The sequence below is a fragment of the Streptomyces sp. NPDC026246 genome, assembly GCF_055567995.1.
Genome location: NZ_JBVHPJ010000015.1, coordinates 1 through 13163, shown reverse-complemented (window position 1 = coordinate 13163; position 13163 = coordinate 1). Strand labels below are relative to the sequence as shown.

The following is a 13163-nucleotide window of genomic DNA, read 5'->3' as shown; positions in this document are numbered from 1 at the left end:
CTGCGGCGCGGGGTTAGCCCCCCCCCCGCCCCCCCCCCCGGGGTGTGTGGCGCCCCCGCCCCCGGGGGGGGGGGGCCCCCCCGGCCCGGGGGGCCCCCCCGCTCGCCTGTGCGCCGCGGCCTCAGCGCGCCGCCCTCACCGACAGCGGGTGGTGGAAGACGTTCCTCGGGTCCCACACGGCCTTGACCGCCTGCAGCCGCCGGTAGTTGGCGCCGTAGTACAGCGTGTGCCAGGGCACCCCGGAGGTGTTCCACTTCGGGTCGGCCATGTCGATGTCGGGGAAGTTGATGAAACAGCCGTCGCTGCGCTCCCCCGGCGCCGGCACACCGCCGGTGTCCCGGTAGACACCCGCGTACAGGCGGCGCAGCCAGTCCACGTTCGCCGCGTCGTGCTCCGGGTCCTGCCAGGTGTTCATGAACAGCGCCTTCATCACCGAGTCGCGCTGCGCGGACGCCGTCGCCGCCGGGTGGACGGTGTTGACCTTCCCGCCGTACGACTGGATCGACACCGAGCTGGTCTCGTTGGTGTGCTCGGTGCTGCCCAGGACGTCGTACAGGACGTCGATCTGCTCGTCGGTGAACGACCGCCGCAGATACGACGACTTGATCTTCTGGCGACCGGTCTCCGCGTCCTGGGCCGTGGCCAGCGCCTCGACCGACGACAGCCACGGCAGGGTCTCCGTCGGCGCGGTGTACGCCTCGACCCCCACCCCGGCGCCGAGGGCGTCGACGTGGTCCTTCAGCAGCTGCTCCGCATGGGGCAGGGTCGCGTCCAGGTGGGTGAAGGCGATGGCGCTCAGGCCCTGGTCGTCCTGCGCCTGACGGCCCAGCAGCACCAGGCCGCTGAACAGCCCGGTGTACGGCGAGCGCGGGCCGCTGTTGCGCTCGTGCCAGCGGCCGTGGTTGCCGACCAGGGCGCGGAACGAGCTCTTGGTCATGCCCTCGCGCGGGAACATCACGCTGGCGGCCAGCACACTGCCCGGAGGGCGCGGCAGCGCCGTGGCCGGGTCGCCGCCCCGGGCGGACGGGGAGCGGAACCAGTAGCGCGTGACGACACCGAAGTTGCCGCCGCCCGCACCGGTGTGGGCCCACCACAGCTCCCGGTGGGGATCGCGGGCGTCACGCGTGGCGATGACCGCACGGGCCCGCCCGGAGGCGTCCACGACCACGACCTCGACCGCCTGGAGGTGGTCGCTCGAGATGCCGTGGCGCCGGGAAAGGGCACCGTAGCCGCCGCCCTGCACATGGCCGCCGGCGGCGACGGTCGCGCTGGCGCCGCCCGGGATCGTCACGCCCCACCCGTAGTACAGGGTCCGGTAGACGTCCGCGAGCCGGGCACCGGCCCCCACCTCGAACGCCGAACGCGCCGCGTCCCAGCGCACGGTGTCCATCCCGGCGAGGTCGATGACCTGGCGCACGGACGGGTCGCCCACGAAGTTCTCGTAGCAGTGCCCGCCGCTGCGCACCGCGACGTGCTTGCCGTCCCGTACGGCCCGCTGCACGGCCCGCACCACCTGGTCCGTGGTGGTCGCCAGGTGGAAGGCTTCCGGGCGGGTGGAGAACCGCTTGTTGCTGCCGCGCACGGCGAGGTCCTCGTAGCGCGGGTCCGACGGGTCGACCACGACGGCGTTCGGTCCGGTCGCCGCGGCCTCGGGCGCCGCCGCGTTCGCGGCGGCGGAGTTGCCGGCGGCACCGGCGGTCGCCGCGGCGGCGATGGTCCCGGTGACGAAGAGCCGGCGGTTCGGAGCAGTCATCACTCCCCCGCTCAGACGGCGGCGCGCTCGGACAGCGCCCGGTTGATCAGTTCCAGGTAGGCACGCGGCGTCTCGGCCTCGTCGATGGCGTCCTCGTCCAGGATCAGATCGAAGTCCCGCTCGATGCGCCCGGTGGTCTGCAGGACCGCCAGGGAGTCGTAGCCGAGTTCGACGAACGGGACGTCCAGGATGTCCCCGTCCAGGTCCACGCCTTCGTCCTGGCCGGCGCACTCGCGCAACAGGGTGGTCAGGTCGGTGAGTTGCAGCTGCTTCACGGTCAACCTCTTCCTTCGGTACGGACTTCTCTGCGGGGGCCGGGGATCGTCACGGCGTGACGGCCCGGGTGCGTGCTCAGGCGCGGACCACGGCGGCGGAGTTGAAGCCGCCCCGCCCGCGTGCCAGCACCAGCGCCGTGCGCACCTCGACGTTCCGGCGCGGCGCACCGGTCACCAGGTCCAGGGGGCAGTCGTCCGCGGGGCGCACGGTGCCGACGGTGGCGGGGATCACCTGGTCCCGCACCGAGAACAGGGCCGCGGCCAGGTCCAGCGAGGACCCTCCGGCGGCGAGGCGGCCCGTCATGCTCTTGGGCGCGGTCACCGGCACGCCGCGCTCCCCGAACAGGTCGGCGAGCACCTCCGCCTCGGCACGGTCGGCCGCCCGTTCACCGGCGGCGTCGGCGAAGACCACGTCGACCTGGTCGGGCCGCACCCCGGCGTCCGCCAGGGCGAGTTCGGCGGCGGCGCCGAGCCGTGATCCGCCCCCGGCGGCCGGGGCCGGGTCGAAGGTGGAGGCGTACCCCGCGACCTTCCCGTAGACCCGGGCGTCGCGGGCCCGCGCGGCCTCCGCGTCCTCCAGCACCAGCAGGGCGCCCCCTTCACCGGGGACGTATCCGTCGGCGTCGGCGGAGAACGGCAGGAAGGCCCGGCCGGGGTCGTCGCTGAGGCTGACGCGTCCCTCGGCGAGGTGTGCGGTCCAGCCCCACGGGCACAACGCGGAGTCGACCGCGCCGGTGACCACGAGGGAGGAGCCCTTGCGGAGCTGACGGCGGGCCTGCCCGACGGCGTCGAGCCCGCCGGCCTGCTCGGTCACCAGGACGCCGCTCGCGCCGCGCAGTCCGTGCCGGATGGAGATCTGGCCGGTGTTGACCGCGTAGAACCAGGCGAAGGACTGGTACGCGCTGACGTGCTGGCCGCCCTTGCTCCACAGCGCCTGCAGTTCGCGCTGGCCGAACTCGAAGCCGCCCGCCGAACTGGCGGTGACCACGCCGGCGGCGTACTCGGGCAGCTCGGCCGGGTCGACGCCGGCGTCGCGCAGGGCCTCTTCCGCGGCCACCAGCGACAGCCGGGTCACCTGGTCGGTCTGGGCCAGCAGACGGCTCGGTACACGGTCCTCGGCGACGAACCCGGGCACCTCGCCCGCCAGACGCGCCGGGTATCCGGAGGCGTCGAACCGGGTGAGGCGCCGGATGCCGCTCTCACCGCGCAGCACCGCGGCCCACCAAGCCTCGGCGCCGAGCCCGTTGGGGGCGGCGACGCCGATCCCGGTGACCACGGCGACGCCGGTCCGGACCGTCGTGGGAGAGATACCGGTCGTCATGCGCTCGCTCCCAGGTGTGGACGGGTGAGGACCATGGCGCTCTGGAACCCGCCGAAGCCGCTGCCCACCGTGAGGACCGCGTCGGTCACCTGCTCACGGGCGACGAGCGGGGTGTAGTCCAGGTCGCAGGCGGGGTCGGGTTCGTGGAGGTTGGCCGTGGGCGGCACGGTGTCGTGCTCGATGGCCAGGGCGCTGGCCGCCACCTCCAGGGAGCCGATGGCGCCGAGCGAGTGCCCGATCATCGACTTGATGGAGCTGACGGGCACCTCGTGGGCGCGGGCCCCCAGGCTGCGTTTGAACGCTGCCGTCTCGTGCCGGTCGTTCTGCTTGGTGCCGGATCCGTGGGCGTTGATGTAGTCGATGTCGCCGGGGGTGAGCCGGGCCTCGTCCAGAGCGGCGGTGATGGCCTCCGCCATCTCCTTCCCGTCCGGGCGCAGACCGGTCATGTGGTAGGCGTTGCTGCGGCTGGCGAAGCCGGCGATCTCGGCGTACACGTGCGCGCCGCGCCGTCGGGCGTGCTCCAGTTCCTCGACGACCAGGACCGCCGAGCCCTCGCCGAGCACGAACCCGTTGCGCGTGCGGTCGAAGGGCCTGGACGCCGTTTCGGGCTCGTCGTTGCGGGGGCTGGTGGCCTTGATGGCGTCGAAGCAGGCGACGGTGATGGGCGAGATGGGCGCCTCGGTGGCGCCGGTGACCATGACGTCGGCGCTGCCCTCGCGGATGAGCTCCACCGCGTGCCCGATGGAGTCCAGGCCCGAGGTGCAGCCCGTCGAGACCAGGGACACCGGGCCCTGGGCGCCGACCGTGTGGGCGACCTCGGCGGCCAGGGAGCTGGGCACGAAGTAGTCGAAGAGGTGGCTGACGGCCCGGGTGTGGTCGACGAGCCAGTGCGCGCCGTTCTCGCTGACCGCCGCGTACTCGACGTCCAGCCCGGTGGTGCAGCCGACGGCGCTGCCGAGCGTGACGCCGGTCCGCAGCGGGTCGAGCCCTCCGGCCAGCCCGCTGTCAGCCAGCGCCTCCCGGGCGCTCACCACCGCGAACTGCGCGGCCCGGTCGAGTCTCGTGGTCTCGGCCGCGGCCAGTCCGTGCGCCTCGGGGACGAAGTCCACCTCGGCGGCGATGCGGGAGCGGAACTGGGCCGGATCGAACAGGGTGATGCCCCGGGTCGCCGTACGGCCCGCGGTGAGCACCGACCAGAACTCCTTGGTACCGACCCCGCCCGGGGCGACCACTCCGATACCGGTGATCACGACCCGTTTCATCGGCTGTCCCTCACAGTTGTCCTCCAGGTGTCACGACCACCTCGGCTACCGTCCGAGCGTCACCGATGGACCTGGAGAATGGCTTGAACAAGCCAACAGAGGGGCCGGCTCACCACACCGTGCAAGCCGTCGCCGCGGGTGCGGTCAGGACCGCGCGGGGGTGTCGTCCTGGGCCGCTTCCGAGCGGGTGTGGAGGACCTCGCGCGCCTGCTCGGCGGCGCGGATGGTGCTCTCCTGGACGAAGTCGAGAAAACGGGCGACGTTCTCCAGGCGTTTGGCGGCCGGGGTACCGGGGCCGAGGACGCCGATGCCCTGCCGGGAGACCTCGACGACCTGGGTGAGGGAGCGGGCGCTGGCGATCATCGCCTGGTACCAGACGTCGTCGCCCACGACGTAGCGTTCGCGGCGGCGTTCGTCGCGCTCCCGCCGGACCAGGCCCTGGCTCTCGAGGAACGTGATGGCCTTGGAGATGGAGGCCGGGCTGACCTGGAGGCGCTGGACGAGTTCGGCGGCGGTGAGGCTGCCCTCGTCGGTGGTGTAGAGGCAGACCAGCACCCTGGACATCATCTTGGGCATGCCCGACGCCATGAAGACGGTGGTCAGGGTCTCCTCGTAGGCGCGTACCGCCTCGGCATCGCGCCCGTGGGGCTCGGGTGTGCGCTGCCCGCCCCGGGGGGCGGCCTGCCGGCGGCGGTGGGCACGGCGTTCGGTGGCGAGGTGGGCGAGGTCGGCGCGGTAGGCGGTGGGGCCGCCGTTGCGCATCACCTCGCGCGTGATCGTCGAGGTGGGCCGGTCCAGGCGCCGGGCGATCTCCGCGTAGGGAAGGCCGTCGGCCAGTCCCAGCGCGATCTGCTGGCGTTCCTGCTGGGTGAGCCTGCCTCCCGGCATCGCGGTCTCCTTCGCCGTGCGTGAAGGGGCAGCATAGCGTTCAGCCCGCGATCATTGCAACGACAAGGGAGCGATCCTGTTGCGTGATGCAACAGAAGGCGCCGACAGGTGGCCCCTCCAACCTGCTCGTTCGGTCCGCGCATCTTGCCGATGTGCTGAATGCAACGTAGCGTTCGCACCGCCCGAAAGAAGAGGCCCGGCTCGTGTTCAGCGGCGCCGCAGGAGCAGCGCCGCCAGGAGGGCGCAGCCCGCGAAGGCCGCCCCGGTGGTGAAACCGCCCGGCATGCCGCCGGTGCGCGAGGAGACCATGACGAGCGTGGCCAGGCCGATGGAGCCGCCCACGGACTGCAGGGAGTTCAGGACGCCGGCGGCCGAGCCCGCCTCGTCGCCGCGCAGCCCCGAGGTGGCCAGGACGGTCGGCGGCAGGACGCAGCACGCCATGCCCGCACCGAGCAGCACCAGGGCCGGCAGCACCGCCCGGGTGTAGCCGTCGCCGGCCGAGAGCGCGGAGAGCCACAGGTTCCCGGCCATCAGCAGCACGGCGCCCGTGGCCCACAACCGGCGGAGGCCGATGCGCCGTTCGAGGCGGACGGCGGCCACCGCGGTCACGGCCATGGTCACCGGCAGGGGCAGCAGCGCCCCGGCGGCGGCCAGGGCCGACCAGCCGTGCTGCTGCTGGAAGTACTGGTTGAGGAAGAAGTACGTGCCGATGAGGGCGCCGGGCACGGCGAGCGTGCCGAGGTAGGCGAGCAGACGGTCACGGTCGGCGAACAGCCGCGGCGCCACGACGGGTTGCTGCGCCCGCCGCTCGACGCCCGCGAAGACCGTGAGCGTCAGGACGCCACCCAGGACGCACCCGGCGACCACCGGGTCGCTCCAGTCCCGCTCGGCGGCCTGGGCCAGCCCGAAGACCAGCAGGGCGGCGCCGAGCGCGGACAGCAGGGCGCCGGGCAGGTCGAAGCGGCCGCGATGGCGGGGTGTCTCGTCGAGCACGAACGGCGCGAGCAGCACGATCGCCAGGCCCAGGGGGACGTCGAGGTAGAGCACCCAGCGCCACGAGCTGAGCGAGGTGAGCATGCCGGCGAGGAGCAGCCCGCCGGCGGTGCTGACGGCGCCCACGGTGGTGCACACCGCGATCGCCTGCTTGCGGGCCTGTCCCTCGGTGAACGTACTGAGCAGCAGGGCGAGTCCGCTCGGTGCGGCGAGCGCCGCGCCCGCGCCCTGCACCGCCCGTACGGCGATCAGGAACTCCGCGGACTGAGCGGAGCCGCGCAGCGCCGCGGCCGCCGTGAAGAGGGCGACGCCCGCCATGAAGACCTTGCGGCGGCCCAGGATGTCGCCCGCCCGGCCACCGAGCAGCAACAGACCGCCGAAGGTGAGCAGATAGGCGTTGATCACCCAGGCCGCGCTCACGGCGGACAGCCCGAGCGCCTCGCGCAGACCGGGCAGCGCGATGTTCACGATCGGGTCGTCGAGCTGGATCATCGCGTTGCAGCCGGCGATCACGCCGAGGGCGACGGCCCCCCGGGCCCGGCCGCGGCCCCGCGGGACGGGCGCCCCGGGCGCCACCGCCGGTTCCGGCACCTGCACGGTCATGAGCGGCCTCCTCGGGGACGGACGTGTGGCGGTCGCCGCCCACCCTCCCCACGGCCGGCGGAGGACCCGTCCAGCCCTGCTCGAAAGCCGGTCGAGGACCGCCCGGCGCGCACCGATCAGGCGTCCGGGCGCGCTACAACGGCAGTGGGCGCAGCGCGCCACCACGCACCGTTCACTTGCATTCATTGCAACGCGGGAGAGGGAGTGTTGTTGCATTATCTTCCGTACCGTTGCAACGATTTCGAGCCTGTGAGCAGGAATTACAACGTTTCCATGCAACATCACAGTTGTCGAATCTCTGAATGCAACGTAGCGTTTCTACTGTCGGAAACAGCGAGCAAGGAGCCCGAGATGCAGACGTTCAAGACTCCCTCCCCCGTGACCGTCGTCCTGGACGTCCCCGCGGGACGCATCCGGCTCGCGGCCACCGACCGGGTCGACACCACCGTCGAGGTCCGCCCCTCGGACTCCACCAGGAGCCGGGACGCCAAGGCGGCGGAGCAGACCGAGGTGGCGTTCGCCGACGGCGTGCTGCGCATCGAGACGCGCACCGAGACGAACCCGCTCACCGGCGCCTCCGGCTCCCTGGAGGTGACCGTCGAACTGCCGGCCGGCTCCCGCATCGAGGCGAAGGTGGCCGACGGTGAACTCCGCGGTACCGGACGTCTCGGTGACGTCGTCTTCGAGGGCGCTCAGGGCACCGTCGACCTCGACGAGACGGCGACCGCACGCCTGGCGCTCCAGGCCGGCGACATCACGGTGGGCCGGCTGGACGGCACCGCCGAACTCACCACCCGCAAGGGCGGACTGACCGTCAAGGAGGCCGTGCGCGGCACGCTCACCCTGCGCACCGAGCAGGGGTCGATCACCGTCGGCGCCGCCCGCGGCACCTCCGCCACGCTCGACGCCGGCACCGGCTACGGCCGGGTCGACAACTCCCTCGTCAACACCGCCGGTTCCGCCGCCGAGCTGGCCGTCCACGCCACCACCTCCTACGGCGACATCACCGCCCGCAGCCTGTAACGGCGCTCTCAGCAGCCGCCCGCAGAGGAAGGACGCCGCCATGAAGCAGCCGCTCGCACAACCGCCCGCCGTGGCGGACGGGACCCGCCCGGGCCCCCTCGTCTCCTTCCTCCGGTTCGTCCTCCTCGGCGGTGGCGTCGGGCTCCTCGCCGGGCTCGCCGTGCCGCTGCTGGCGACGGTCATGCCCTGGGTGGCCGCGAACGCGGCGGTCACCGTCGCGTCCACTCTGGTGTGCACCGAACTGCACGCCCGCTTCACCTTCGCCAAGGGCCGGCGCGCCGTGTGGCGCGAGCACTGGCAGTCCGCCGGTTCCGCGACGGCGGCCTACCTGGCCACCACCCTCGCCGTGGGGCTCCTGCACCTGCTGCAGCCCTCCCCCGGCCTGCTGACCGAGCAGCTCGTCTACCTGGGAGCCTCCGGTCTCGCCGGTACCGGCCGCTTCCTCGTCCTGCGCTGCTGCGTCTTCGCCGTCCGCCGCGGCCCGGCCGTACGGCCCCTGACACCCAAGGCCACGGCGGGCGTGCCCGCCCTGGCCACGGCGGCCTGACCGAACGGGCGCACCGGGCACGGCCGTCGGCCGGGACCGGCTCGCCCGCTCGACGACGGCTCCAGCATCACTGCCGTACCGCCACAGAACCCGGCCCTTCGCCCGCGCGCGGGGTCACCGTGTGTGCGTGTCGGAGCCACCGCCCCGGACCAGGGCGGTGGCCCCATCCGGATCCTCCTCCCCCTTCACTCGACGGAAGTGCGGTTACCCGTGGCTACCTTCCTGTACAAACTCGGCCGTTTCGCCTTCCGGCGACGTGGCCTCATGACCCTGTTGTGGGTGCTGATCGTCGTCGGCGTCGGCGCCGCGGCCTCCTCCGCACCCACCCCGCCGACCGAACAGTTCTCGATGCCGGGCACCGAGTCGCAGAAGGCGTTCGACCTGCTCGAGGAGAAGTTCCCCGACGCGGGCGCCGACGGCGCCACCGCCCGTGTGGTGATCCGGGCACCCGAGGGCACGACGATCGCCGACGAGAAGCCGGCGATCGGCAAGCTCCTCGGTGAACTCCGTGAGGCTCCCCAAGTGGCGCGCGTCGCCGACCCGTTCGCCGCCGGGACCGTCAGCCGGGACGGTCGCACCGCGTACGCGGTCGTCTCCTACGAGGTCGCCGCGCCCGACCTCACCGACAAGGCCCACGACGCGCTCACCGAGGCCACCGACCGGGCACGCGACGGCGGACTGACCGTGGAGGCCGGCGGTGACGCCGTCCCGATCGAGCAGAGCGTCTCCGGCACCGGTGAACAGGCCGGTGTCCTCATCTCCGCCCTCGTGCTGTTCCTGACCTTCGGTTCGGTGATCGCCGCCGGCATGCCGCTGCTGACCGCCCTGATCGGCGTGGGCGTCGGCGTCTCCGGCATCGCCGCCCTGGGCTCCACGCTGGGCCTGTCGGCCACGACCTCGACCCTGGCGATGATGATCGGCCTCGCGGTCGGCATCGACTACGCCCTCTTCATCGTCTCCCGCTACCGCTCCGAGGTCGCCGAGGGCCGCACGCCGCAGGAGGCCGCGGGCATCGCCACCGGCACCGCAGGTTCGGCCGTCGTCTTCGCCGGACTCACCGTCATCATCGCGCTGGGCGGCCTCGCGGTCGTCGGCATCCCGATCCTCACCAAGATGGCTCTCGCCGCGGCGGGCACCGTCGCCGTGGCCGTACTGATCGCGGTCACCTTCGTACCGGCCCTGCTCGGCTTCGCGCCCCGCCGGGTCCTGCGGGTCGCCGACCGGCGCCTCGTGCAGGTCAAGAAGCCGCTGTCGGCGCGCAAGCTGCGCAAGTCCGAGAAGAAGGCCGCCAAGCTGGCCGCGCGGACCAAGCCCGCCCTGTCGACCCGCTGGGCCTCCTTCGTGGTGCGCCGCCCGCTCGGGGTGCTGCTCCTCGCGGTGGTCGGCCTCGGCGCGGTCGCCCTGCCCGCCACCAAGCTGGAACTGGGCCTGCCCGGCGAGGGCACGATGGCGACCGAGGCCACCCAGCGCAAGGCCTACGACCTGCTGTCCGACTCGTTCGGTCCCGGGTTCAACGGCCCGCTGACGGTCACGGTCGAGGGCAAGGACGCGGCGGCCGCCGGCGACAAGGTCGGCGCGGAGCTGAAGAAGGACGGCGGCATCGCCTCGGTGTCCCCGGCCACCGCCAACAAGGCCGGCGACACCGCCATCTTCAGCATCGTCCCGAAGACCGGCCCGACCGACAGCGCCACCGAGGACCTCGTCAAGGACATCCGCGCGCGGGCGTCGGAGCTTGAGGCTTCCTCGGGTGCCACGGAGATCCTCGTGACCGGCCAGACCGCGCTGGTCATCGACTTCTCCCGGACCCTGTCCGACGCGCTGCTGCCCTACCTGGGCCTGGTGGTCGGGCTGGCCTTCCTCCTGCTGCTGCTGGTGTTCCGCTCGGTGCTGGTCCCGCTGAAGGCGGCACTCGGCTTCCTGCTCTCCGTGAGCGCGGCGCTCGGCGCTCTGGTCGCGGTGTTCCAGCTCGGCTGGGCCTCCGGCTTCTTCGGCGTCGAGCAGACCGGCCCGATCATGACCACCCTGCCGATCTTCATGATCGGCGTGGTCTTCGGCCTCGCCATGGACTACGAGGTCTTCCTGGTGACCCGGATGCGAGAGGCCTACGTGCACGGCGCCTCGGCCGAGGCCGCGGTGGTCACGGGCTTCCGGCACAGCGGACGGGTGGTCGTGGCCGCCGCGATCATCATGATCAGCGTCTTCTCGGGCTTCATCTTCGAGGCCGACGACCTGGTCGCCATGATGGGCTTCGGCCTCGCCGCGGCCGTCCTGTTCGACGCCTTCGTGGTCCGCATGGTCATCGTGCCCGCCGTGCACTCACTGCTCGGGGACGCCGCCTGGTGGCTGCCGCGCTGGCTCGACCGGCTGCTGCCCGACGTCGACGTGGAGGGCGAGAAGCTGCAGCAGCGCCTGCAGTCCGCCACACCGCCCTCGCCGCGGGGCAGCCCGGAAGCCGAGCCGGACCTCGTGCACTGACCCACCTCGGGCCCGTGGAAGCGGCCCGGTGCGACCTCGACCAGGTCGCACCGGGCCGCTTCGCGTCGGCCGCCGGGGTCAGCCGACGACGGTCCAGGTGTCGCCGCCCGCCAGCAGGGCCGCCAGATCGCCCTTGCCGTGCTGCTCGATCGCGGTGTCCAGCTGGTCGGTCATCTGCGTGTCGTAGACGGGCCGGTCGACCGAGCGGAACACACCGATCGGGGTGTGGTGCAGGGTGTCAGGGTCGGCCAGCCGGGACAGCGCGAAGGCCGTGGTCGGGGAGGGGGCGTGCGCGTCGTGGACGAGGACCTGGCCCTCGTTGTCCGGCGTCACCGCGACCACCTTCAGATCCCCGGTCAGCTGGTCGCGCACCACGCCCTTGGCCTGGCCGGCGCCGAAGCGGATCGGCTGCCCGTGCTCCAGGCGGATCACGGCCTCCTCGGCCTGCTGCTTGTCCTTCAGGGCGTCGAAGGCGCCGTCGTTGAAGATGTTGCAGTTCTGGTAGATCTCGATCAGGGCGGTGCCCTCGTGCGCGGCGGCCTGGCGCAGCACCTCGGTGAGGTGCTTGCGGTCGGAGTCGACGGTGCGGGCCACGAACGACGCCTCCGCGCCGATGGCCAGCGACACCGGGTTGAACGGGGCGTCCAGCGAGCCCATCGGCGTCGATTTGGTGATCTTGCCGACCTCGGAGGTGGGCGAGTACTGGCCCTTGGTCAGGCCGTAGATGCGGTTGTTGAACAGCAGGATCTTGAGGTTGACGTTGCGCCGCAGGGCGTGGATCAGGTGGTTGCCGCCGATGGACAGCGCGTCCCCGTCACCGGTGACGACCCATACCGACAGGTCCCGGCGGGAGCTTGCCAGGCCGGTGGCGATGGCCGGGGCGCGGCCGTGGATGGAGTGCATCCCGTAGGTGTTCATGTAGTACGGGAAGCGCGAGGAGCAGCCGATGCCCGAGACGAAGACGATGTTCTCCTTCGCCAGGCCCAGCTCGGGCATGAAGCCCTGCACCGCGGCGAGGATGGCGTAGTCGCCGCAGCCCGGGCACCAGCGCACTTCCTGATCGGACTTGAAGTCCTTCGCGGACAGCTTCAGTTCAGCCTTCATGAAGGAACCCCCGCAGTGCGTCGGCGAGCTGCTGCGCCTTGAACGGCATGCCGTTGACCTGGTGGTGGGAATGGACGTCGACCAGGTACCTGGCGCGCAGCAGCAGCGCCAGCTGGCCGAGGTTCATCTCGGGGACGACAACGCGCTCGTAGCGGGCCAGGACCTCACCGAGGTTGCGCGGGAAGGGGTTGAGGTGGCGCAGGTGCGCCTGCGCGATCGGCTCCCCGTCGGCACGCAGGCGGCGGACGGCCGCGGTGATCGGCCCGTACGTGGAGCCCCAGCCCAGCACCAGGGTGCGGGCGCCGTCCGGGTCGTCGACCTCGACGTCGGGGACGTCGATCCCGTCGATCTTGGCCTGGCGGGTGCGGACCATGAACTCGTGGTTGGCCGGGTCGTAGGAGATGTTGCCCGTGCCGTCCTGCTTCTCGATGCCGCCGATACGGTGCTCCAGCCCCGGCGTGCCCGGCACCGCCCACGGCCGCGCCAGCGTCCGCGGGTCCCGCTTGTACGGCCAGAACACCCGCGAGCCGTCGTCCAGCGTGTGGTTCGGGCCCTGCGCGAACTGCACCCGCAGATCCGGCAGTTCCTCCAGATCCGGGATCCGCCACGGCTCGGAGCCGTTGGCCAGATACCCGTCGGACAGCAAGAACACCGGCGTCCGGTACGTCAGCGCGATCCGCGCCGCCTCCAGCGCCGCGTCGAAGCAGTCCGCCGGGGTACGCGGCGCCACCACCGGCACCGGCGCCTCACCGTTGCGCCCGAACATCGCCTGCAGCAGATCCGCCTGCTCGGTCTTCGTCGGCAACCCCGTCGAGGGCCCACCACGCTGGATGTCCACGATCAGCAACGGCAACTCCAGCGACACCGCCAGCCCGATCGTCTCGCTCTTGAGCGCCACACCGGGACCGCTCGTCGTCGT

The 13163-nt window shown here is 72.4% G+C and carries 10 protein-coding genes and 1 pseudogene; 3 read left to right on the top strand and 8 right to left on the bottom strand.

The window, feature by feature from the left end; all coding sequences use genetic code 11:
• Positions 1-121: 121 nt before the first annotated feature.
• The 6 genes from ACZ4M5_RS29715 to ACZ4M5_RS29690 form a co-directional block, all read right to left on the bottom strand.
• A complete protein-coding gene (locus ACZ4M5_RS29715) occupies positions 122-1753 on the bottom strand; it encodes an FAD-binding oxidoreductase (protein WP_467741290.1) in 1632 nt (543 codons plus the stop codon).
• Between the two features lie 11 nt (positions 1754-1764).
• Positions 1765-2034 (bottom strand): acyl carrier protein, encoded by a 270-nt coding sequence (locus ACZ4M5_RS29710; protein ID WP_440581664.1) that lies wholly within the window; start codon positions 2032-2034, stop codon positions 1765-1767.
• A gap of 70 nt (positions 2035-2104) precedes the next feature.
• The gene (locus ACZ4M5_RS29705; RefSeq protein WP_467741288.1) at positions 2105-3349 is read right to left on the bottom strand and encodes a ketosynthase chain-length factor; all 1245 of its coding nucleotides are present in this window, start codon (positions 3347-3349) and stop codon (positions 2105-2107) included.
• On the bottom strand, positions 3346-4611 hold the full coding sequence (locus ACZ4M5_RS29700; RefSeq protein ID WP_467741286.1) for a beta-ketoacyl-[acyl-carrier-protein] synthase family protein: 1266 nt from the start codon (positions 4609-4611) through the stop codon (positions 3346-3348). The genes ACZ4M5_RS29705 and ACZ4M5_RS29700 overlap by 4 nt, the downstream gene beginning before the upstream one ends.
• 144 nt (positions 4612-4755) lie before the next feature.
• The gene (locus ACZ4M5_RS29695; RefSeq protein WP_467741284.1) at positions 4756-5499 is read right to left on the bottom strand and encodes a GbsR/MarR family transcriptional regulator; all 744 of its coding nucleotides are present in this window, start codon (positions 5497-5499) and stop codon (positions 4756-4758) included.
• Positions 5500-5706: 207 nt separating this feature from the next.
• Complete coding sequence (locus tag ACZ4M5_RS29690) at positions 5707-7095, bottom strand: MFS transporter (protein WP_467741282.1); 1389 nt, start codon at positions 7093-7095, stop codon at positions 5707-5709.
• A gap of 351 nt (positions 7096-7446) precedes the next feature.
• On the opposite strand from ACZ4M5_RS29690, the gene ACZ4M5_RS29685 reads away from it, so the two are divergent.
• The 3 genes from ACZ4M5_RS29685 (at position 7447) to ACZ4M5_RS29675 (ending at position 11140) form a co-directional block, all read left to right on the top strand.
• Entirely contained in the window at positions 7447-8118 is a 672-nt protein-coding gene (locus ACZ4M5_RS29685) for a DUF4097 family beta strand repeat-containing protein (protein ID WP_467741280.1), read from the top strand.
• A 40-nt stretch (positions 8119-8158) separates the two neighbouring features.
• Positions 8159-8665 carry a GtrA family protein gene (locus ACZ4M5_RS29680; RefSeq protein ID WP_467741278.1) on the top strand — a complete coding sequence of 169 codons (507 nt, stop codon included), beginning with the start codon at positions 8159-8161 and terminating at the stop codon, positions 8663-8665.
• Positions 8666-8875: 210 nt separating this feature from the next.
• Positions 8876-11140, top strand: coding sequence for an MMPL family transporter (locus tag ACZ4M5_RS29675; RefSeq protein WP_467741274.1), 2265 nt, complete (start codon positions 8876-8878; stop codon positions 11138-11140).
• Between the two features lie 78 nt (positions 11141-11218).
• On the opposite strand, the gene ACZ4M5_RS29670 is transcribed toward ACZ4M5_RS29675, so the two are convergent.
• Both ACZ4M5_RS29670 and ACZ4M5_RS29665 read right to left on the bottom strand, forming a co-directional pair.
• Positions 11219-12244 carry a 2-oxoacid:ferredoxin oxidoreductase subunit beta gene (locus ACZ4M5_RS29670; RefSeq protein WP_467741272.1) on the bottom strand — a complete coding sequence of 342 codons (1026 nt, stop codon included), beginning with the start codon at positions 12242-12244 and terminating at the stop codon, positions 11219-11221.
• Positions 12234-13163 (bottom strand): annotated as a pseudogene (locus ACZ4M5_RS29665) (2-oxoacid:acceptor oxidoreductase subunit alpha); the annotation flags it as partial. The pseudogene ACZ4M5_RS29665 and the gene ACZ4M5_RS29670, both read right to left, overlap by 11 nt.